This window comes from Microbacterium flavum, from assembly GCF_018717645.1.
Classification (GTDB): Bacteria; Actinomycetota; Actinomycetes; order Actinomycetales; family Microbacteriaceae; genus Microbacterium; species Microbacterium flavum.
The window spans coordinates 228,291-247,015 of the sequence record NZ_JAFLHG010000001.1; the positions used below are offsets into that span (position 1 = coordinate 228,291).

Here is an 18,725-nt window from a genome sequence, read left to right on the forward strand (position 1 = left end):
CGGCCGGGGCGAGCCTCCTCGTCATGACGCCGATCGCGGCGCACGCGGACGGCGTCCCGCCCGATGTGGTCCTCGACTTCGAGAACGGGTACTACGCGAGCGGATGGCTGCCCAATCAGCTCCCGGAAGGCCAGACGAACGAGTACGGGGGCACGATCAGTCCGTTCGGGCTCGCCTACGACTACGGCGCGAGCGACGCGACCTCCGCGCTCGACGTGACCGGCTACCTCGGACAGCAGTACAGCGACAGCTACGTCCGCTTCGCCCCCGGCGAAGAGCGCACCGGGAAGGGCGACGCGGCGACCGGCAACCTGACGTCTCCGCCCCTGACGATCACGCATCCGTTCCTGAATCTCCTGGTCGGCGGCGGGCGGCACCCGCACGTTCCCGGCGCCTCGATCGCGCCGCCCCCCGGTCGCGTCTTCGAAGCGTTCGCGGCTCCGATCCCCGACGGATGGACGGGCACCGGTGACCTGGCGGGGATCCGCACGTCGACGGACCTCGTGCCCGGCCAGTCGGGCGGGCGGCTCGACACGTGCGTGGGAGCGTGCGATCCGGCGGTGGGGACGGCGGCCTCCCCTACGTTCACGGTGGAAAGCGATTGGATCGATCTTCTGGTCGCGGGGGGAGATCATCCGCTCGGCGAGCCCGGCGCGACGGCCGTGCGCCTCGTGGTCGACGGCGTGACGGTGCGCTCCGCCACGGGAGCCGACTCCGACGTCCTGGACTGGGCCTCCTGGGATGTCCGTCAGTGGCGCGGCCACGACGCGCACATCGAGGTCGTGGACGAGCGATCGACCGGGGACTGGGGTCACGTCCTCATCGACCACATCGTGTTCTCCGACTCGCCCGCCGCGCCGTGGTCGACCGAGACGAGCGTCAACGTCCTCATCGACGGAGAGGTCGTCGGTTCTGCGACCGGCAACGACAGCTCGGCGCTGACGTGGGCATCCATCGACCTCACTCCGCATCTCGGCGAGACGGCTCGGATCCAGATCGTCGATCAAGCCTTCGGCGAGTGGGGCCACCTCCTCGTCGATCAGCTCGTCCTCTCGGACGACCCGGCGCCGACCCCCTGAGCGGAGTGCGCTGAACGCTCAGCGCTGGGCGCTCAGCCGCAGGCCGTCGAGCAGGAGGTCGAGACCGGCGCGGAACTGGTCGCGGTCGTCGTGGACCGCGAACTCGTCGACGATGTGGTGGATGAACGGATACTCGGCGGGGTCGAGTCTCCGCCATTCCGCCACCGCGCCGCCGAGGTACTCGGCGCGGGTGACGCTGCCGGAGGCGACGGCGGCGGGCAGCTGCTGACCCATGTCCGCGGCGGTCCCGATGACGAACCCCACGATCGCCGACGTCGCGTGGAAGCACTGCGTCGGCGTCAGACCCAGGCGCATCACCTGCTCGCCCATCTTCTCGTACAGCTGGAGCGAGTGAACCTGTCGGCCGGTGTCGCGCATGGCGTACGCGCCGAGCCAGGGGCGGTCCACGATCGCATCGAACATCGCGACGGCGATCGTGCGCAGATCGGCGATCGGATCACCTGCGCCGTCCTCCCCCACGCCGGCGACGGCGACGAGCACACCGCCCAGGACGGAGTCTGCGGCCAGGTCGAGCAGTTCATCGCGGCCCGACACGTACCAGTAGATGCTCGCGGGGCCGCCGCCGAGGCGCGCGGCGAGGGCCCGCGTCGTCAGGCCCTGCGCCCCCGACTCGTCGAGGATCTCGACGGCTCCGGCGAGGACGGCCTCGATGGAGTGCGATGCGCGGGCCCGGCGCTGCAGTGCAGGCCCTCTGCCGCGGGGGCCCGGTCGCTCCTCGGTCATGCCCCCATCACATCACATCGCCGCGGTCGCGTTGCGCGAGTATCGAACAGTGTTCTATGCTTTCGAACACTGATCGATAATCGAACGGTGTTCGATGAAAGGAGCCCTGATGGCCGCCGCACCCGCAGTCCCGCGCGCATACCCGTCGCTGAAAGCGGCGTGGATGCCTCTCGCCGCCCTCTGCCTCGCGTTCTTCGTCGAGATGGTCGACAACACGCTCCTCTCGATCGCGCTGCCGACCATCGGCCGCGACCTCGGCGGGGACACCACCGCCCTGCAGTGGATCACGGGCGCCTACTCCCTCACCTTCGGCGGGCTGCTGCTGACGGCGGGGTCGATCGCGGACCGCTTCGGCCGGCGCCGCGTGCTGCAGATCGGGCTCGCGGCCTTCGGCACGATCAGTCTCGCCGTCCTCGTCGTCAGCACCACGGGCGAGCTCATCGCGCTCCGCGCCGCCCTCGGAATCGCCGCGGCGGCGATGGCGCCGATCACCAACTCGCTCGTGTTCCGCCTCTTCGACGACGACACGCTGCGCATGCGCGCCATCACGCTCATGATGGTCGTCGGCATGTCGGGTTTCGTCGTGGGCCCTCTGCTGGGCGGCACGATGCTGGCGCACCTGCCGTGGCAGTGGCTCCTGCTCATCAACGCGCCGGTCGCGCTGCTCGCCGGGCTCGGCGTACGGTTCGGCGTCCCCGCCGACGCCGCCGACGGGCTCACGAAGGATCGCCTCGACCTCGCCGGCGCGGGCCTGAGCATCCTCTCGATCGGGCTCGCGTGCTATAGCCTCACGAGCGGCGTGCAGTTCGGATGGCTGTCGCCGATCACCCTCGCGGTCGCCGTCGCAGCCGTGGCATCCATCGCCCTCTTCATCGCGCATGAACGACGGACGCCGTCGCCGATGCTCGACCTGCGCCTCTTCCGCCTCGGGACGGTCCGCGGGGCCGCGCTCGCGCAGGTGGGCACCTCGATCGCCATGGCGGGCGTCATGTTCGCCCTCATCCTGCACTTCCAGTACGCCTGGGGCTGGAGCCCCATGATGGCGGGCCTCGCGAACCTGCCGCTCATCCTGACCATGATCCTCGCGACGCCTCTCACGGAGGCCCTGGTCCGCCGGTTCGGGCACCGCATCGCCTGCGTGATCGGGGCCGCGGTCCTGGCCGCGGGGCTCGGCATCATGGCGTGGGCGGTCTCGCAGACCTACCTCGCGATCGCCGTCGCGATGATCGTCATGACGGTCGGTCTCCGCACGGTGATGACCATCTGCGCGGTCGCGCTCGTGGGTGCCATGCCGGACGATCGGACCTCCATGGGCGCGGCGCTCAACGACACCGCGCAGGAGGTCGGAACGAGCATCGGCACGGCGTTCATCGGCACGCTGATCGCCGTGCTGGTCACCGCCACACTGCCGGGGGGCGCGTGGAGCGACGCGCTGTCATCGACGTATTTCCGCGGTGAGCAGATCGCGTTCATCGCCCTGGCGATCGCGGTCGGCGTGATCTCGGGGATCGGCGCGCTCACGCTCACGGACGCCCGCACGACGGACGAGCACGCCGCGGATGCCGAGGCTCACGCCGTCGAGGGGCGCTCCTGAACGACCCACGAGTTGCCGTCGAGGTCGTCGAAGAAGACGAAGGAGTTCCAGTCGCCGCCGCGGCCCTCACGGCGGATGCCGTCTTCGAAGTGCGTCACCGGGCTGACGTCCACGCCGCGCTCAGCGAGTTCGCCGCGAGCCGCGTCGACATCGTCGACGACGAGCTGCAGACCGTGCAGGCGAGTGGATCCGACCCGGAGCTGGATGCTGCTGTGGGATCCGGGGGGCGTGAGCTGGACGATGCGCATCTCCTCGCCGACCCGCACGTCCAGGTCGAGGCGGAACCCGACCTGATCCGAGTAGAAGGCCTTCGCCCGGTCCACGTCGTCGACGGTGACGGGGACGACTTCGAGATTCCACTGCATGAGCTTCCCTTCCGTGCGGCGCGGCGCGGCAACTCGTGACCTAACATGATCCGAGGCTTCCCCCGGACGCATTCTGCTCCCCCGGCACAGCCGACGCCACCGTACGAGCGAAGGGGAGACGGCCATGGTCCATTCGCGGGATGATGCAGCGGGGCGGCGCGCCGGCCTCTTCCGGCGGAGGCCGTCGACCGAGCCGACGATCGACGCGCCCGATGCCACGACACGACGGGTCCGATACGTCGACGACGGACACCTGACGCGAGCGCCGCACGGCACGACTGTCGACGACGCTCAGGCGTTCATCGACGGCGATCCGGAGCGCACGGCCCTTCTGCTCTATCCGCGCCCCACCGCCGAGGACGTCGTGGAGCTCGCGCAGACGTGGCATCTGCACCCCCTCCTCGTGGAAGACCTGCTGCACGCCGGCCAGCGGCCGAAACTCGAGCGCTACGACGACGCGCTGTTCATCGTCGTCCGCTCGGCCTGGTACATCGACGCGGCCGAGGACGTCGACTTCGCCGAGTTCCACATCCTGATCCGCCCGCGCGCCGTCGCGGTGTTCTGCCAGGACGGACGATGGATCGACGGTGTCGACGCCGGTGCCGCGTCCGGCGCCGCCGATCGCGGCGAGGACACGCTGCTCGACGATGAGCGGCTGCTGCACTATGGTCCGGAAGCCGTCGTCTACCGTCTGCTCGACGCGATCGTCGACGGCTACGCCCCCGTCCTGCGCGGTCTGCAGATCGACAAGGCGCAGATCGAACGCCAGGTCTTCAGCGGGGACGCCGCCGTGACCGAACGCATCTACCGCCTCAGCCAGGAGGTGATCGACCTCCGCCAGGCCACCGCCGGGCTCACCGACGTGCTGCACGCGCTCCGGATGGGCTTCGATCGCTACGGCATCCCGGCGGCCCTGCAGACCTATCTGCAGGACGTCGCCGACCACCTCAGCCGGGTCGACACCCAGGTGGGCGAGCTGCGCGAGTCGCTCTCCCAGATCCTCACCGTCAACGGCACCCTCGTCGCCCAGCGCCAGAACGAGGACATGAAGAAGATCTCCGGCTGGGCGGCGATCCTCTTCGCCCCGACCCTCATCGGCGCCATCTACGGGATGAACTTCGAGAACATGCCCGAGCTGAGTTGGCCGTTCGGCTACCCTCTCGCCATCGGCGGGATGGTCGCGTTCGCCCTCGTGCTCTTCTTGATCTTCAAACGCCAGAAGTGGATGTGACCGGGCGGCCGGGACGAGAAGCGATGCTCACGACGGCGTGAGGTTGTCGCGTGCCCACAGGGCGGCACTCGTGCGGTCGGCGACACCGAGCTGACGGAAGATGCTCCCGAGGTGCGCTTTCACGGTGCGCTCGGCGATGTCGAGGCGTGCAGCGATCTGCTTGTTCGCAAGACCCTGCGCCACCAGTGCCAGCACTTCGCGCTCTCGCGCGCTCAGCAGGTCGGCCGCCGACTGCTCCGGGAGCAGGATGCCGGCGACACGCGGGTCGAGCGGGGCGTGCCCCGCGGAGGCAGCCCGGACCGCGGCGCGCAGCTCCACCGGCTCGGCATCCTTCAGCTGATAGCCGATGGCTCCCGCCTCGATCGCGCGACGCACGCGCTCGCGGTCGGTGAACGAGGTGAGCACGAGCACGCGGGCGCCGGGAAGCACGCTGCGGATGCCCCGGGTCGCGGCGACACCGTCCATGACGGGCATGGACAGGTCCATCACGACCACATCGGGCGCCAGGGTCGTCGCGAGCGCGATGGCCTCCTCGCCGTTCGCGGCGGCACCGACGACGTCGATGTCGCCGTCGGCGGACAGGACGCTGGCAAGACCTTCCCGCACCATGGCATGGTCATCGGCGACGAGAACGCGGATCATCGAGGCTCCTCTCCGGGGTCTGCGGCGCGGACGCGCAGGCGCCAATCGACGCCGGCGCCCGGGGCGGTGCGCAGCGAGAGCTCCGCACCGGCACGCGCACACAGGTCGAGCAGCACCTGCGTGCCGAGGTGCCCGTCGGGGCGGCTCCGCGCGACGGCGTCCGCGTCGAAGCCCGGGCCGTCGTCGCCGACGTCGACGAGGATGTCCCCGCCGTCCCGGCGGAGACGCACGGAGACCGTGCACGGGGCGGCGTGCGCGACGGCGTTGCGCAGGGTCTCCTGGACGACGCGATAGATGAGCTGCTCGCGCGCCTCGGAGATCGGGAGGACGTCGCCGTCGAGGGTCACCTCCACCGCGACACCGCGCGTGCGGGCGGTCGCGGCGAGGTCATGGAGCGCGTGGCGCAGCCCCGCGGCACGAAGGCTCGGCGGGTAGATGTCCATGAGCAGGGATCGGAGGACGCGGATGTTCCCGCGTACCGCGTTGCCGACGTCACGCAGCGCGGTGGCCGACGCCGCATCGCCCCGTCGCCCGGCGGTGTCCGCCGCCACCTCCGCCGCGAAGCTCGTGGCGACGAGCTCCTGCACGGGCCCGTCGTGCAGGGTTCCGGCGATGCGGCGGCGCTCTGCGTCGGAGGCATCCACGACGTGCTCGAGCAGCGTGGTGCGTCTGCGCTCCTCCCCGCGGAGCCGACGCAGGAGCCCCCACACGATGGGGGCGGTCAGCGCCACCAGCAACAGCAGGCTGCTGGTGGTGACGCCCGCGAACCCGCGCCACAGGTCGGCGGAACGGGCCGCGACCGGATCGTACGGCAGGTACACCTCGAAGAGGAGCTCGCGTCCGTCCGGCGTCCACACGGGTCGGTACACCTCGAGAAGCCGCGTCCCCGACTCGAACTCGTTCTCCGCCTCCGAGAGATCGGAGACCGCCGCGTGGGTGGCGGGATCGGCGAGCGCCTGCCGCTGCGCCTCGTCGAGCTCGAAGGTGCGCCCGATGAGATGCGGCTCGTCGGCGTACAGCACCGTACCGCCCGGGCTCCAGATCTTCACCCGGACGACGTCGTCTCCGAGCACGTGCGTGCGCACGAGATCGTCCATCGCCTCGGCGGCGTCCGCCTCCCCGTCGGCGAGCGCCGAGGTCAGCGCGGGCTGGATCACGGCGTCGGCGAGCACGTCGGTGACGCCGGCGGCATCGTTGACGGCTTCCCGCTCCGCCAGCCATTGCGCCGCGAACGTGGCCAGGAGACCGACGATCACGAGGACGGCGACGAGTCCCGCGGCGAGACGGAGGACGACCGCTCGTGTGCTCAGCCCGGGCGGGGTCGGAGCATCAGCGTCGGATGCCGCCACCAGCACGCGCCACGCAGCGCCGTCGCCGTCGAGGGTCGACGGCGACGAACGCGGGGCGGGGTCCGGTACCACTCAGTCGTCTCCGCCGTGCCCACCGTGGTCGTCGCCGGCGTCGTCGCCCCCACGGTCGTCACCGGGCTCGACCCGCTCATCGCGCGGGGCGTCGCCCCCGTGGTCGTCGCCCGTTGCGGACGGAGAAGGCGTCGCGGACGGCGAAGGCGTCGCGATGGACGCGGGCACCCGAACGGGAACGGACTGCGCGAACGAGGCGTTGCCCCACAGCCCGACAGCGGCGGGTGTCGCCACGACGGCGATCGCGGCGACGCCGAGGAGGATTCGTCTTTTCATGATGACCTTCCGCTCATTCTCACGCTTCCGCGTCCGCCTGTCGTGCGGCGCCGCCGCATGCTCGTGGTTCCACCCTCGACCGCGGCCGAAGCCGCGGCAATCGCACCTTGGTCCTACGACCAGGCCCGACCCCGGCGGGTACTACGACCATGGTCCGATTGCCGGGCGCGAGGGGAGGAACGCACAGTGGCATTGCTCACCCCCACGAAACGAGGCATCCCATGAGCAGACGCACACTCCCCCGCCGCACGGTCATCGCCCTCACCGCGGTGCTGGCGGCTTCCGGCATCCTGTTCAGCGGCGGCGCCGCGCAGGCGAAGACCACTGCGGGAGGCGGCGACTACGCCGTCACCGTCAACGGCACCACCTACAACCCCGCGCCCGGGAAGGATCTCAAGCTCCAGGACCTCGCCGTCAGCGGCGCCGTCACCGTCGCGGGTCGCAACAACCGCTTCACGATCGATCCCGCGACCCTCGGCGTGTACGACTACACACTCACAGGTGCGGCCGACACGCAGCGAATGGTCACGTCCCCGACTGTCGTGTTCGCCTCGAAGGTGCCGACCTTGACGACGGGCCAGCTCTCGGGAGTGCGTCTGTCGAAGCTGGAGCTGAAGGATGACGCGGTCATCGCGATCTTCACCACCGCCGCCGGGAAGCTGAAGATCCAGGCGAAGGACGGCGCGCAGGGCGGCATCTTCCAGATGGAGCCCGAGTTCGCCGGCCCGGTCGAACTGGTCCACACCCTCGGCCCGGGGCTGTTCTACTTCGTCAACTCGTTCACCGGGAAGGTGAACTTCGGCGACGGCGTCGACGCGGTGACGGGCGGCTCCGGGGCGCACCAGATGCTCCTCGGCAAGGACAGCCCGCAGGTCGCCGTGAAGACCCTCCAGACCGGGACGGTCACGAAGTGGGTCGTCCAGCCCGGCGGCCGCATGGGCGGCGTGTTGGGTGAGGATGCCATCGAGCTGTCCGCCGGCGCCACGAACTGCACCAGCCAGTGCCAGGCGCAGAACCGCATCAACGGATCGCTGCCCGTGCCGCCGGACCCCGTCAACCCCACCCCCATCGGGGGCTGACCCCGCCACGCAGAGCCCCGGCGTCCCACCGCCGGGGCTCTGCGCGTCTGGCGGCCAGAGGGCCAACGCTTCCCGGCGGGCGCGCCGCGCCGTCGCTCACACGCGGGAGGGGCTGCGATCTCAGCGCGAAGACGTCGTTCGCCGAACCAAGCGCACCGTCATGAGTGCCGCGAGCGAGAAGGGAATCGCCATCATCAGCGGCCACCATCGCTCGAACCAGTTCGTTCCGTGGCCCAACCAGAACATCCACACCCACAACGCCCAGCCGCCGAGCGCCGTCAGGGCGCAGACGATGATCCACACGATCAGACTTCGCCGCCTCGGCACAGTCGTGAGGATACGCCGGCCTGGCCGTGTTCGGTGCGATCGTGCGATCGTGCGATCGGCGAGGATCCTGACCGGACATGCCATCGGCGGCGCCGCCTAGGCTGGTGAGGGTGGATGAAGTCGCAGCGGGGGCGTCCTCCGCCGGGCGCCCGGCGGAGGTGCTGCGCGTTCCGGCATTCGCGCTCTTCTGGAGCGCGACGACCATCCGGGCATTCGGCAGCGCCGCCGCCGGCGTGGCCTTCCAGGTGCTGATCGTCACGGTCATCAATGCCACGCCGATCCAGATCAGTGTCTTGAGCGCGTTGGGGGTCGTCCCGTATCTCTTCCTCGGTCTGATCGTCGGCGCACTGATGGACCGGTGGCGCCGTCAGCGCACTCTCGTGCTCACGAGCATCGGTCGCGCACTCGCGCTCGCGGCCATTCCCGTGATGCTGCTGACGAACACCTTGAGTTTCTGGACCCTCGCGATCGTCGTGCTGATACTGGGCGTGCTCACACTCTTCGCCGATTCCGCAGCGCAACCGCTTCTGCCGCTCCTCGTTCCGAGACGATCACTCGTCGTGGCGAACGCGCGGCTCGGCCAGAGCGCGACCGTCGCCGCCACCGCCGGCCCCGCAGCCGGTGGCGCACTTCTGAACCTGATCGGTGCTCCGCTCCTGTTCGCCCTGGAGTCGGTCATCCTCGCGGTGTCCGCGTTGCTGCAGTCCCGGATCAAGGTCTCCGAAGCGGGGGCGCCGGCTCGCGTGCCCGGACGCCACATCGGCCACGACATCACGGAAGGGTTCCACTACACCTACCGCCACCGCACTCTGCGTCCTCTCGCGCTCTCCGTGCACACGTGGTTCTTGGCCCACAGCATCGTCACGACCTTGTTCGGCGTCTTCGTCCTGCGAGAGCTGGACGTTCCGGAGTGGGCGTTCGGACTGATACTGGCGTTCGGCGGAGTGGGCGGGTTCGTCGGCGCCATGCTCGCCCCCCGCACCGGAGCACGGCGCGGGGCTGGGCGAGCGATACTCCTCGGGCGTGGCCTCACCGTCGCGCCGTGGCTCGCACTCGCTCTGCTTCCCGTTACGCCGACGACGTCGCTCGTCGTCCTGGTCGTCGTACTGTCGGCCGTGCAGTTCATCTACGCACTCTCGCAGGGGATTGAGGACGCCAACGAGATGGGCTACCGCCAGGCCGCCGCCCCCGATGCGATGCAGGGCAGGATGAACTCGACCATCCGGACTGCCAATCGCGTCGTCTTCTTCATCGGCGCCCTGGTCTCCGGCGCGATCGCGACCGCCCTGGGTTACCGGTTCGCGATCGGCCTCGCCGCGGTCATCTTCGCCGGCGCCGCGCTCATCATCGCCTTCTCCCCCGTCCGCCGGGCGCGACATGAAGACGACCACTCCATCGCCGGGCTCTCCGAGGAGGGGTTCCCTCCCGCGCAGACTGCACCCACCGCGAGCCCCGAGGTCTAGCCGCACTCCTCGCACTCGTTGAGCCGGTGACGGGAGGCACGATCACGGCCGCCGGGCCACTGGGGGACGCAGGAACGTCCTCTGACCAGCCGAGAATTGGCGGAGACGGAGGGATTTGAACCCTCGGTCCCCGTAAGGGGACTCCACCTTAGCAGGGTGGTGCACTAGGCCTGACTATGCGACGTCTCCAGGCGTTCAGCGGCCGAAACCGCGCGAACGCACCCGGCAATCATAACCGGTCGCCGCACCGAACCCGAACCGCGCACGAACCGCGCCGAGACCGGCCGGGCCGCTCGCGGGATCCGCTCAGCGCTCGGCCTGCGTGCAGGTGACCTGCTTGGCGGTCTGACCCGTGATCACGGACGGCAGCGCGACCGGGGTCTGGCCGGTGGAGCCGTCACCGGCGCCTGCGTCCGGAGCGGCGCTGTCCGTCGGTGCGGGGGTCGCCGATGCATCGGTCGAACCCTGCTCGGCCTCGCCGACGACAGCGGTGCCGTAGCCGTCGCTCGTCGACCCGGTCAGCTGCAGCGGCTGGTTCGCGGCGAGCGCCTCGAAGAGGACGTCGGCGGCATCCGTCAGCGGCAGGACGTGCGAACCGTCCGACGCGTAGGCCGTCGGGTACTGCACGAAGACGATGTCCTCGTAGGGCACGCTGCGCACCGCCATCGCGATCTGCACCATGCGCTGCGGGTTGGCGAGCGACTGGCTCAGCACGAGCTGGCCGTTCGTCACCTGCTGGACCGCGGTCGTCGCGAGGTTCAGAAGAGTCGCGGGGTTGCCGAGGACGCCGCCCGACTGGAGCTTGCGCACCATCGAGCTCATGAACTGCTGCTGGTTGGAGATGCGCCCGAGGTCGGAACCGTCGCCGATGCCGTGTCGGATGCGCAGGAACTGCAACGCCTCGACGCCCTGAAGCGTGTGCGTGCCGGCCGTGAGGTTCAGACCGGTGTGCGAATCGCTGATGTCGTCCGCGACGCAGACGTCCACGCCCCCGATGGCGTCCGACAGGTTGATGACACCCGTCCAGCGGATCGCGGCGGCGAACCGGATGTCGACACCGGTGAGCTTCTCGACCGTCGCCACGCTGCAGCTGAGCCCGCCGTACATGTACGAGACGTTGAGCATCTGGGCGCTCATCGCGGAGTATTCGGTGCCGTCCTGCCCCGTGCACGCCGGGATCGGGACGATCATGTCGCGCGGGAAGGAGACCACCGTGACCCGGCGGGGCTCGTCGGAGATGTGCACGAGCATCGTGACATCGTTTCGCTCGCCGTCCGTGTCGCCCTCTTGGCACGCCCCCGACAGCGCCGTGTTCGGCCCCTCGCACGAGTCGGTGCCGACGAGCAGCATGTTCACGCCGCCCTCGATCTCACCCAGGGACGGGGGCAGCTGCGAATCGTCGTCGCCGATCGATACGCCCGCATCGCTCACCGCACGGGCCGCATCCCACACCGCGAAGGCTCCGACCGCCGACACGCTGATGACAGCGACGGCCACCATCGCGCCGAGCACCGTCAGCACCTGCAGGAGGGGGTTGGGCGAGCGGAGGACACCGTGCCGCGCGACGGGCGTCCGACGGGACCGGTCCGTGCGTGGGCTCACGGGGGTTCCTTTCGGTGAAGCCACGGCGGGGCACAGGGCCCGCACCGCGAAAGCGGAGGGTGTGGGATTCGAACCCACGGGACATCGCTGCCCACTGGTTTTCAAGACCAGGTCCATCGGCCGCTCGGACAACCCTCCCGGCGGAGACGCGGCGAAGCGCATCCGTCGAACAGGCGTCGAGTCTAGTCGAGGCGACGCCTCATCATCCCGCGCCCTCCTGAGTGAGGACTGAACGGCACGCGAGAATCGCCCTCAGAGGGCGCGGAGCACGTCCGCGACGCCGCCCGAATGCACGGACGCCGTCGTCTCCCCCGCAGCGCGGCGCACCTCGTCGGGGCCCTGACCCATCGCGATCGCTCGGCCGCCATGCGCCTGCGCCCAGCGGAGCATGCCGACGTCGTTGCGCCCGTCGCCCATGACGAGCACCCGATCGGGCGGGACGCCGAGCCAGGTCCGGACCCTCTCGAGCGCAGTGGACTTGTCGACACCCTGCGGCGCGATGTCGAGCCACGCCGACCATCCCACCGCGTAGGACACCTTCGTGAGGCCGATCCGGTCGACGAGAGTCAGGAAGTCCTCGTCCGACTCATCCGGCGAGACGACGACGACACGGCAGACCGGCTGTGCGGACAGTTCTGCGAAAGGCACGCGGCGCGCGTGGACGAGGTTCCAGTCATCCATCGGCTCGGTGTACAGCCGCGCGCCGTCGGCGAGCTCGACCATGTACTTCGCGTGCGGGAGGTGGTCCCGCAGGTGCGCGAGCACCTCGGTCGGATCGAACGTCTCGACGTGGAAGCGCTCGTAGACGCTCTCCTCGCCGAGGTCGCCCGATGCGCGCTTCATGATGACGGCGCCGTTCGAGCAGACCGCGTACTCCGGCGCGAGGTCGAGGACGTGCTGGATGCCGCGGGTCCCCTCCCACGAACGCCCGGTGGCGAGCATGACCTCATGGCCGGCACGGTGCGCGTGCGCGACCGCGTCGACGACCCCCGGACTGAGCGTCTCGTCCTCGAGGAGGACCGTGCCGTCCACGTCGAGGGCGATGAGGAGCGGCTGCGTCGGCAGGGCGGGATTCTCCGCGTCCGCCGCGATCCCCTCGACCAGCTGCGCCGCCGTCTCCGGAGCGGTCACCTCGATCGACCCTGTCGGCGGGAGCGTCGCGTCCTCGGCGTCCGTCATGCGATCGGCTCCGCCACGGACAGACCGCCCAGGTAGGGCCGCAGGACCTCGGGGATGACGACGGAGCCGTCCTCCCGCTGGTGGGTCTCGAGGATCGCGACGATCCATCGCGTCGTGGCGAGCGTGCCGTTGAGCGTCGCGACCGGCGCGGTCTTGCCCGCACCGCCGCCGCTCCCGCCCTCCAGGGCCGGCCGGTACCGCACATCCAGGCGACGCGCCTGATACGTCGTGCAGTTGCTCGTCGAGGTGAGCTCGCGATAGGCATCCTGCGTCGGCACCCACGCCTCGACGTCGTACTTGCGGGCGGCGCTCGATCCGAGGTCTCCCGCGGCGACGTCGATCACGCGGTAGCTGAGGCCGAGGTCCTGGAGCATCTGCTCCTGCAGAGCGACGAGGCGCAGGTGCTCCGCCTCGGCATCCTCCGGCGTCGTGTAGACGAACATCTCGAGCTTGTTGAACTGGTGCACGCGGATGATGCCGCGCGTGTCCTTGCCGTACGAGCCCGCCTCACGCCGGTAGCAGGTGGACCACCCGGCGTATCGCTTGGCGCCCGCCGTCAGGTCGATGATCTCGCCCATGTGGTAGCCGGCCAGCGGCACCTCGCTCGTGCCGACGAGGTAGAGGTCGTCCGCCTCGAGCTTGTAGACCTCGTCCGCGTGCTGCCCGAGGAATCCGGTGCCGCGCATGACCTCCGGCCGCACGAGCGTGGGCGGGATCATCGGGATGAATCCGGCGTCAACCGCCCGCTGCAGCGCGAGGGACATGAGCGCGTACTCGAGGCGCGCGCCGATGCCGGTCAGGAAGTAGAACCGACTGCCGGAGACCTTGGTGCCCCGCTCCATGTCGATCGCCCCGAGCTTCTCGCCGAGCGCGAGGTGATCGCGCGGTGCGAAGTCGAAGGAGGCCGGCTCGCCGTGCGTCCGCAGGGTGACGAAATCCTCCTCGCCGCCGGCGGGAACCCCGTCGATGACGATGTTCTCGATGCGCGCGAGGGCCTCATCTGCGGCGGCCTCGGCATCCGTCACGGCGAGCTGCGCGACCTTCACGCGGTCGCTGAGGTCCTTCGCCTGCGCGACGAGGGCGGGCTTGTCCTCCTTGGGCGCCCGGGCGACGAGCTTGCCGTGCGCGTTCTGCTCGGCCCGCAGCTCCTCGAACGCGGTGATGGCCGCGCGGCGAGCGCGGTCGGCCGCCACCGCGGCATCCACCGTCTCCGGCGACTCGCCGCGTGCCTCTTGAGAGCGCTTGACGAGGTCGGGGTTGTCGCGGAGCAGAGCGAGATCGATCACCCGTCGAGTCTAGTTCTGCGCCTCGCCCGCCGGTCCGCCCGCGCGGGGGCGCCCCCGGCGCAGCGTCAGTGTTGGGTCAGTGGTGGAATCCGGGCTGCGGTGCGCGCGCGGGCAGCGGGCCCTCCAGGGAATCGAGGAAGGCCGTCTCGGCAGTGAGGTCTGCGAGGAACGCGTCCGCCAGGTCGTGGCTGAAGCCGTTGCGCACGACGATGCGCTGCACCGTGATCTCGGTGAGGTCGGCGGGCATCGGATAGGCGGGAACGAGCCATCCCTTCATCCGCAGGCGTTCGGAGAGGTCGTACAGCGTCCAGTTCGTGGTGTGCCCGTCGCGCAGACGCCAGGCGAACACCGGGATGTCGGAGCCGTCGTTCCACAGGTCGAAGGCCGGCATCGCCTCGATCTGCTGAGCGAGATACATCGCGACCGCGCGGGACGCCGCCTGCACCCGGCGGTGGCCCTCGACCCCGAGCCGCAGGAAGACGTAGTACTGGAGCAGGACCTGTGCGCCCGGTCGAGAGAAGTTGAGCGCGAACGTCGGCATGTCACCGCCCAGATAGCTCACACGGAAGACCAGGTCGTCGGGAAGCGCCGCGGCGTCGCGCCACACGACCCAGCCGAGTCCGGGATAGACGAGCCCGTACTTGTGGCCCGAGGTGTTGATCGAGGCGACCCGGTCGAGGCGGAAGTCCCACGCGAGGTCGGGCTGGAGGAACGGCGCGATCATGGCGCCGGATGCCCCGTCGACGTGGATCTTCACATCGAGGCCCGTCGTCCGCTGGATCTCGTCGAGCGCGGCGGCGATCTCGGCGACGGGCTCGTACATGCCCGTGTAGGTGACACCCATGATCGCGACGACGCCGATGGTGTTCTCGTAGACGACACCCGCGAGGGCTGCCGGGTCGAGCACTCTGTGATCTTCGGTGAGGGGGACGAACCGCGCCTCCACGTCCCAGTAGTTGCAGAACTTCTCCCAGCACACCTGGACGGCGCTGGACATCACGAGGTTCGGCGCGTCGACGGTCTTGCCCGCGGCCCGTCGGGCGTGCTGCCAGCGCCGCTTCAGAGCGAGGCCGCCCAGCATGCACGCCTCGGACGAACCGATCGTCGAGGTGCCGATCGCGTGGTCGGGATCGGGGGCGTGCCAGAGGTCGGCGAGCATCGTCCAGCAGCGGGTCTCGATCGCGGCCGTGTGCGGATACTCGTCCTTGTCGATCATGTTCTTGTCGGCCGACTCGACGTACAGCCGGTTCGCGTGGTCGTCCATCCACGTGCCGACGAAGGTCGCGAGGTTCATCCTCGCGTTGCCGTCGAGCATCGCCTCGTCGCGGACGATCTGGTACGCGGTGTCGGGAAGGCTCTCACCGCCGGGCAGCCGGAACTTCGGCAGCACCGTGGCTTCGCCCGGCCGCGCGAAGAGGGGACTCAGTTCCACCTCGTCGCGTTCGTCGTCGCCCCGGGCCGCCTGTGGAGTCGTCGTCATCGGTCGTGCCTCTCGTTCGTCGTCGCCGCGCCTCGTGGGCGCCGGACGAGTGTCTCGAGCGCCACGCTAGCGCGGCGTCATGCCGGGTGACAGGGGACGGGAACCCGGACGGGGAACCGTCGGATCGCGGACGACTATCGTGGGCGCATGACCTCCCCCTCCACCGGGCGCCGCGCGGCTCTCGTGTACAACCCGACGAAGGTGGATGCCGAGAACCTGCGCGCACGGGTCGCCGCCCACGCGGCCGCGGCGGGATGGGCCGACCCGCTCTTCTTCGAGACCACCGTCGACGATCTCGGCGACGGGGTCACACGCGACGCTCTGGACGCGGGCGCCGCGGCCGTCCTGGTCGCCGGAGGCGACGGCACCGTGCGGGCCGTGAGCCAGGCGATGGCGGGGTCGGGCGTGCCGCTCACGATCGTCCCGAGCGGCACCGGCAACCTCCTCGCCCGAAACCTCGACCTGCCTCTCGCGGACCCCGATGCCATGGTCGCGGCGACCTTCAGCGGCGACGTGCACGCGATCGACGTGGGGTGGGCCCGGCTCGTCCGCGCGGGCGGCCACCACGAGGAGCACGCGTTCGTCGTCATGGGCGGCATGGGCCTGGATGCCGCGATGATCGCCAACACGAGCGGCGACCTCAAGAAGAGGGTGGGCTGGGTCGCCTACGTCGACGGCGCGGCGAAGTCGCTCGTGAAGGCGAAGCCGTTCCCGATCATGTACCAGGTGCTCGGTCACCGTATGCATCGCGCCCAGATCCAGAGCGTCCTGTTCGCGAACTGCGGCTCCCTGCCGGCCGGGCTCGAGCTGATCCCCGAGGCATCCGTCGCCGACGGCGACCTCGACGTCGTCATCTTCCAGCCCAAGACGGCACTCGGCTGGCTCGCCGTCTGGCGCCGGGTCGCCTGGGACAACAGCGTGCTGCGGAAATTCCGCGCCGGTAGGAGCATCCTGCGCCTGCGGACGAAGGACAACACCGTCCGCTACGCGAAGGGCCGCGGCGTCGAACTCGCCGCCTCGGCCGCGCAGCCCATCCAGCTCGACGGCGACGAGTTCGGCGAGGCCACCGCCGTCAGCGCCCGGGTGGATGCCGGCGCCCTGCGCCTCGCGGTGCCCGCGGGCCACGTGATCCCCGGGCTGTAGGCGCCGCGGCCGGCGCCGTGGCGCGGCGCCGGTGCGCCCGCGCCGGGGCGCCCGCGCCCCGTCCCCGAAGCGCCGAGTGTCCAGAACACGCGGTGCGGTGCCGCCCGGCGTCCGCGTGTTGTGGACACTCGGCAGGGGGCCCAGGGGGCGAGGGAGCGGAGGGCGCGAGGGGGCGCAGGCGCGGAGGGGGCGACCCGCAGCGCGCAGCGGATGCCGTAGCCGTTCGACAGCGGCGGGCGCAAGGGCTCCCCGCGGAGGAGCGGACCGGGCACGATGGGGGGCATGTCGGCATCCCCGAGCCTCGTCTGGTTCCGCGACGACCTGCGGCTGGCGGATCACCCCGCGCTGCGGGCCGCGGTCGACCGCGGCGAGCCGGTGATCGGGGTGTACGTCCTCGACGAGGAGTCTCCCGGCATCCGCGCTCTCGGCGGCGCGGCGCGCTGGTGGCTGCACCACTCGCTCGCGGAGCTCGGCGAGCGCCTCGGCGAGAAGGGATCGGTCCTCGTGCTGCGGCGCGGCGCCGCGGGCGAGGTGATCCCCGCGCTCGCCCGGGATGTCGGCGCCGGGGCGGTGTATTGGAACCGACGGTACGGCTCGGCTGAGCGAGAGGTCGACACGGGCCTGAAGGAGGGCCTTTGCGCCGACGGGCTCGAGGTGCAGTCCTTTGCGGCATCCCTCCTCCATGAGCCGTGGACGGTGCGAACCGGCACCGGCACCCCCTACGGGGTCTTCACCCCGTTCTGGAAGGCCGCCCAGCAGCTCCCGCCGCCGCGCGCACCCCTGCCCGCACCCCGCCAGATCGCGGGTCCGCACGCGCATCCCGCCACCGACGATCTGGACGAGTGGCAGCTCCTGCCGACATCCCCGGACTGGGCGGGCGGCCTGCGTGACCGCTGGGCGCCCGGGGAACGCGGCGCCACCGCGCGTCTGCACGCGTTCCTCACCGAGGACGCGGCAGACTACGACCGCGCACGCGACGAGCCGTCGGCCGGCGCGACGTCGCTGCTCTCCCCCCGGCTGCGGTGGGGCGAGCTGAGCCCCTTCCAGGTGTGGCACGCCGCGATCGAATCGGGCGCCCGCGTGGGCGGGTTCCTCTCCGAGCTCGGCTGGCGGGAGTTCTCCTGGCACACGCTCTATCACTTCCCGGATCTCGCGACGAAGAACCTGCGCTCGGCCTTCGATGCCTTCCCGTGGCCCCGCCTGCGGCCCTCGATGCTGAGCGCCTGGCAGAAGGGCGAGACCGGCTTCCCCTTGGTCGACGCCGGGATGCGCGAGCTCTGGGCGAGCGGCTACATGCACAACCGCGTGCGGATGGTCACGGCATCCTTCCTCATCAAGAACCTGCTCATCGACTGGCGGCACGGCGAGCAGTGGTTCTGGGACACGCTTGTCGACGCGGACGAGGCGAGCAATCCGTTCAACTGGCAGTGGGTCGCCGGCTCGGGAGCCGACGCCGCGCCCTACTTCCGCATCTTCAACCCGGAGCTGCAGGCGAAGAAGTTCGACCCCGACGGCCGCTACGTGAAGGAGTGGGCTCCGGATGCCGTCGGCGTGGGCGCCCGACTCCCGATCGTCGACCTCGCCGACACGCGCAAGGCCGCCCTCGCCGCCTACGAGGCCGTCAAGCGCGCCTGACTCCGCTCCTCGCTGTACCGATTGCAGGATCGTTACCGTCTGCTGACCACCCGCGCCCCGGAATCACGCGGTTACGGACCTCCCGCGCGCCGTCGATCCTGCAATCGGTACAGTCGGCGGCCGGGAATGCTCGCGCGGCCGCGGCGGCCGGCCCTCGCCCTCCGCCCCGCACCCGCTCC

17 protein-coding genes and 2 tRNA genes are annotated in these 18,725 nt (G+C 70.6%); 7 read left to right on the plus strand and 12 right to left on the minus strand.

Annotation, left to right across the window (positions count from 1 at the left end; genetic code table 11):
* Positions 1-23 precede the first annotated feature (23 nt).
* Positions 24-1,079 (plus strand): hypothetical protein, encoded by a 1,056-nt coding sequence (locus J0P97_RS01170; protein ID WP_215485935.1) that lies wholly within the window; start codon positions 24-26, stop codon positions 1,077-1,079.
* Positions 1,080-1,097: 18 nt separating this feature from the next.
* On the opposite strand, the gene J0P97_RS01175 is transcribed toward J0P97_RS01170, so the two are convergent.
* Complete coding sequence (locus J0P97_RS01175; RefSeq protein WP_215485936.1) at positions 1,098-1,823, minus strand: TetR/AcrR family transcriptional regulator; 726 nt, start codon at positions 1,821-1,823, stop codon at positions 1,098-1,100.
* A gap of 109 nt (positions 1,824-1,932) precedes the next feature.
* Here J0P97_RS01175 and J0P97_RS01180 point away from each other — a divergent pair, with 109 nt between their 5' ends.
* A complete protein-coding gene (locus tag J0P97_RS01180) occupies positions 1,933-3,417 on the plus strand; it encodes an MFS transporter (RefSeq protein WP_215485937.1) in 1,485 nt (494 codons plus the stop codon).
* On the opposite strand, the gene J0P97_RS01185 is transcribed toward J0P97_RS01180, so the two are convergent.
* Entirely contained in the window at positions 3,393-3,782 is a 390-nt protein-coding gene (locus tag J0P97_RS01185; RefSeq protein ID WP_215485938.1) for a VOC family protein, read from the minus strand. The two genes, J0P97_RS01180 and J0P97_RS01185, sit on opposite strands and share 25 nt — an antisense overlap.
* Before the next feature lie 124 nt (positions 3,783-3,906).
* On the opposite strand from J0P97_RS01185, the gene J0P97_RS01190 reads away from it, so the two are divergent.
* On the plus strand, positions 3,907-5,013 hold the full coding sequence (locus J0P97_RS01190) for a magnesium and cobalt transport protein CorA (protein ID WP_215485939.1): 1,107 nt from the start codon (positions 3,907-3,909) through the stop codon (positions 5,011-5,013).
* Positions 5,014-5,040: 27 nt separating this feature from the next.
* Here J0P97_RS01190 and J0P97_RS01195 read toward each other — a convergent pair whose 3' ends face one another.
* The 3 genes from J0P97_RS01195 to J0P97_RS01205 are packed head-to-tail and all read right to left on the minus strand — an operon-like array spanning position 5,041 to position 7,352.
* The gene (locus J0P97_RS01195) at positions 5,041-5,655 is read right to left on the minus strand and encodes a response regulator (protein WP_215485940.1); all 615 of its coding nucleotides are present in this window, start codon (positions 5,653-5,655) and stop codon (positions 5,041-5,043) included.
* Complete coding sequence (locus J0P97_RS01200; RefSeq protein WP_215485941.1) at positions 5,652-7,076, minus strand: sensor histidine kinase; 1,425 nt, start codon at positions 7,074-7,076, stop codon at positions 5,652-5,654. The genes J0P97_RS01195 and J0P97_RS01200 overlap by 4 nt, the downstream gene beginning before the upstream one ends.
* Positions 7,077-7,352 (minus strand): hypothetical protein, encoded by a 276-nt coding sequence (locus tag J0P97_RS01205; RefSeq protein WP_215485942.1) that lies wholly within the window; start codon positions 7,350-7,352, stop codon positions 7,077-7,079.
* A gap of 221 nt (positions 7,353-7,573) precedes the next feature.
* On the opposite strand from J0P97_RS01205, the gene J0P97_RS01210 reads away from it, so the two are divergent.
* Complete coding sequence (locus J0P97_RS01210) at positions 7,574-8,431, plus strand: hypothetical protein (RefSeq protein WP_215485943.1); 858 nt, start codon at positions 7,574-7,576, stop codon at positions 8,429-8,431.
* A gap of 120 nt (positions 8,432-8,551) precedes the next feature.
* Here J0P97_RS01210 and J0P97_RS01215 read toward each other — a convergent pair whose 3' ends face one another.
* Positions 8,552-8,734: a hypothetical protein gene (locus J0P97_RS01215; RefSeq protein ID WP_215485944.1), complete on the minus strand. Its 183-nt coding sequence runs from the start codon at positions 8,732-8,734 to the stop codon at positions 8,552-8,554.
* A gap of 134 nt (positions 8,735-8,868) precedes the next feature.
* Here J0P97_RS01215 and J0P97_RS01220 point away from each other — a divergent pair, with 134 nt between their 5' ends.
* Positions 8,869-10,221 (plus strand): MFS transporter, encoded by a 1,353-nt coding sequence (locus tag J0P97_RS01220; protein WP_308163328.1) that lies wholly within the window; start codon positions 8,869-8,871, stop codon positions 10,219-10,221.
* A gap of 97 nt (positions 10,222-10,318) precedes the next feature.
* Here J0P97_RS01220 and J0P97_RS01225 read toward each other — a convergent pair.
* The 6 genes from J0P97_RS01225 to gad form a co-directional block, all read right to left on the minus strand.
* Positions 10,319-10,410: transfer RNA gene (locus J0P97_RS01225), tRNA-Ser, on the minus strand.
* A 117-nt stretch (positions 10,411-10,527) separates the two neighbouring features.
* The gene (locus J0P97_RS01230; protein ID WP_308163329.1) at positions 10,528-11,823 is read right to left on the minus strand and encodes an LCP family protein; all 1,296 of its coding nucleotides are present in this window, start codon (positions 11,821-11,823) and stop codon (positions 10,528-10,530) included.
* A 53-nt stretch (positions 11,824-11,876) separates the two neighbouring features.
* Positions 11,877-11,961: transfer RNA gene (locus J0P97_RS01235), tRNA-Ser, on the minus strand.
* Between the two features lie 114 nt (positions 11,962-12,075).
* Positions 12,076-13,002 (minus strand): HAD family hydrolase, encoded by a 927-nt coding sequence (locus tag J0P97_RS01240; protein WP_215485946.1) that lies wholly within the window; start codon positions 13,000-13,002, stop codon positions 12,076-12,078.
* Positions 12,999-14,288 (minus strand): serine--tRNA ligase, encoded by a 1,290-nt coding sequence (gene serS / locus J0P97_RS01245; RefSeq protein WP_215485947.1) that lies wholly within the window; start codon positions 14,286-14,288, stop codon positions 12,999-13,001. Before serS ends, J0P97_RS01240 begins: the two co-directional genes overlap by 4 nt.
* 76 nt (positions 14,289-14,364) lie before the next feature.
* Positions 14,365-15,768, minus strand: a complete 1,404-nt coding sequence (gad, locus tag J0P97_RS01250; RefSeq protein ID WP_215485948.1) for a glutamate decarboxylase — start codon at positions 15,766-15,768, stop codon at positions 14,365-14,367.
* Positions 15,769-15,915: 147 nt separating this feature from the next.
* Here gad and J0P97_RS01255 point away from each other — a divergent pair, with 147 nt between their 5' ends.
* Both J0P97_RS01255 and J0P97_RS01260 read left to right on the plus strand, forming a co-directional pair.
* A complete protein-coding gene (locus J0P97_RS01255) occupies positions 15,916-16,911 on the plus strand; it encodes a diacylglycerol/lipid kinase family protein (RefSeq protein WP_215485949.1) in 996 nt (331 codons plus the stop codon).
* 282 nt (positions 16,912-17,193) lie between these two features.
* Positions 17,194-18,546 carry a cryptochrome/photolyase family protein gene (locus J0P97_RS01260; protein ID WP_215485950.1) on the plus strand — a complete coding sequence of 451 codons (1,353 nt, stop codon included), beginning with the start codon at positions 17,194-17,196 and terminating at the stop codon, positions 18,544-18,546.
* Positions 18,547-18,725: the final 179 nt, after the last annotated feature.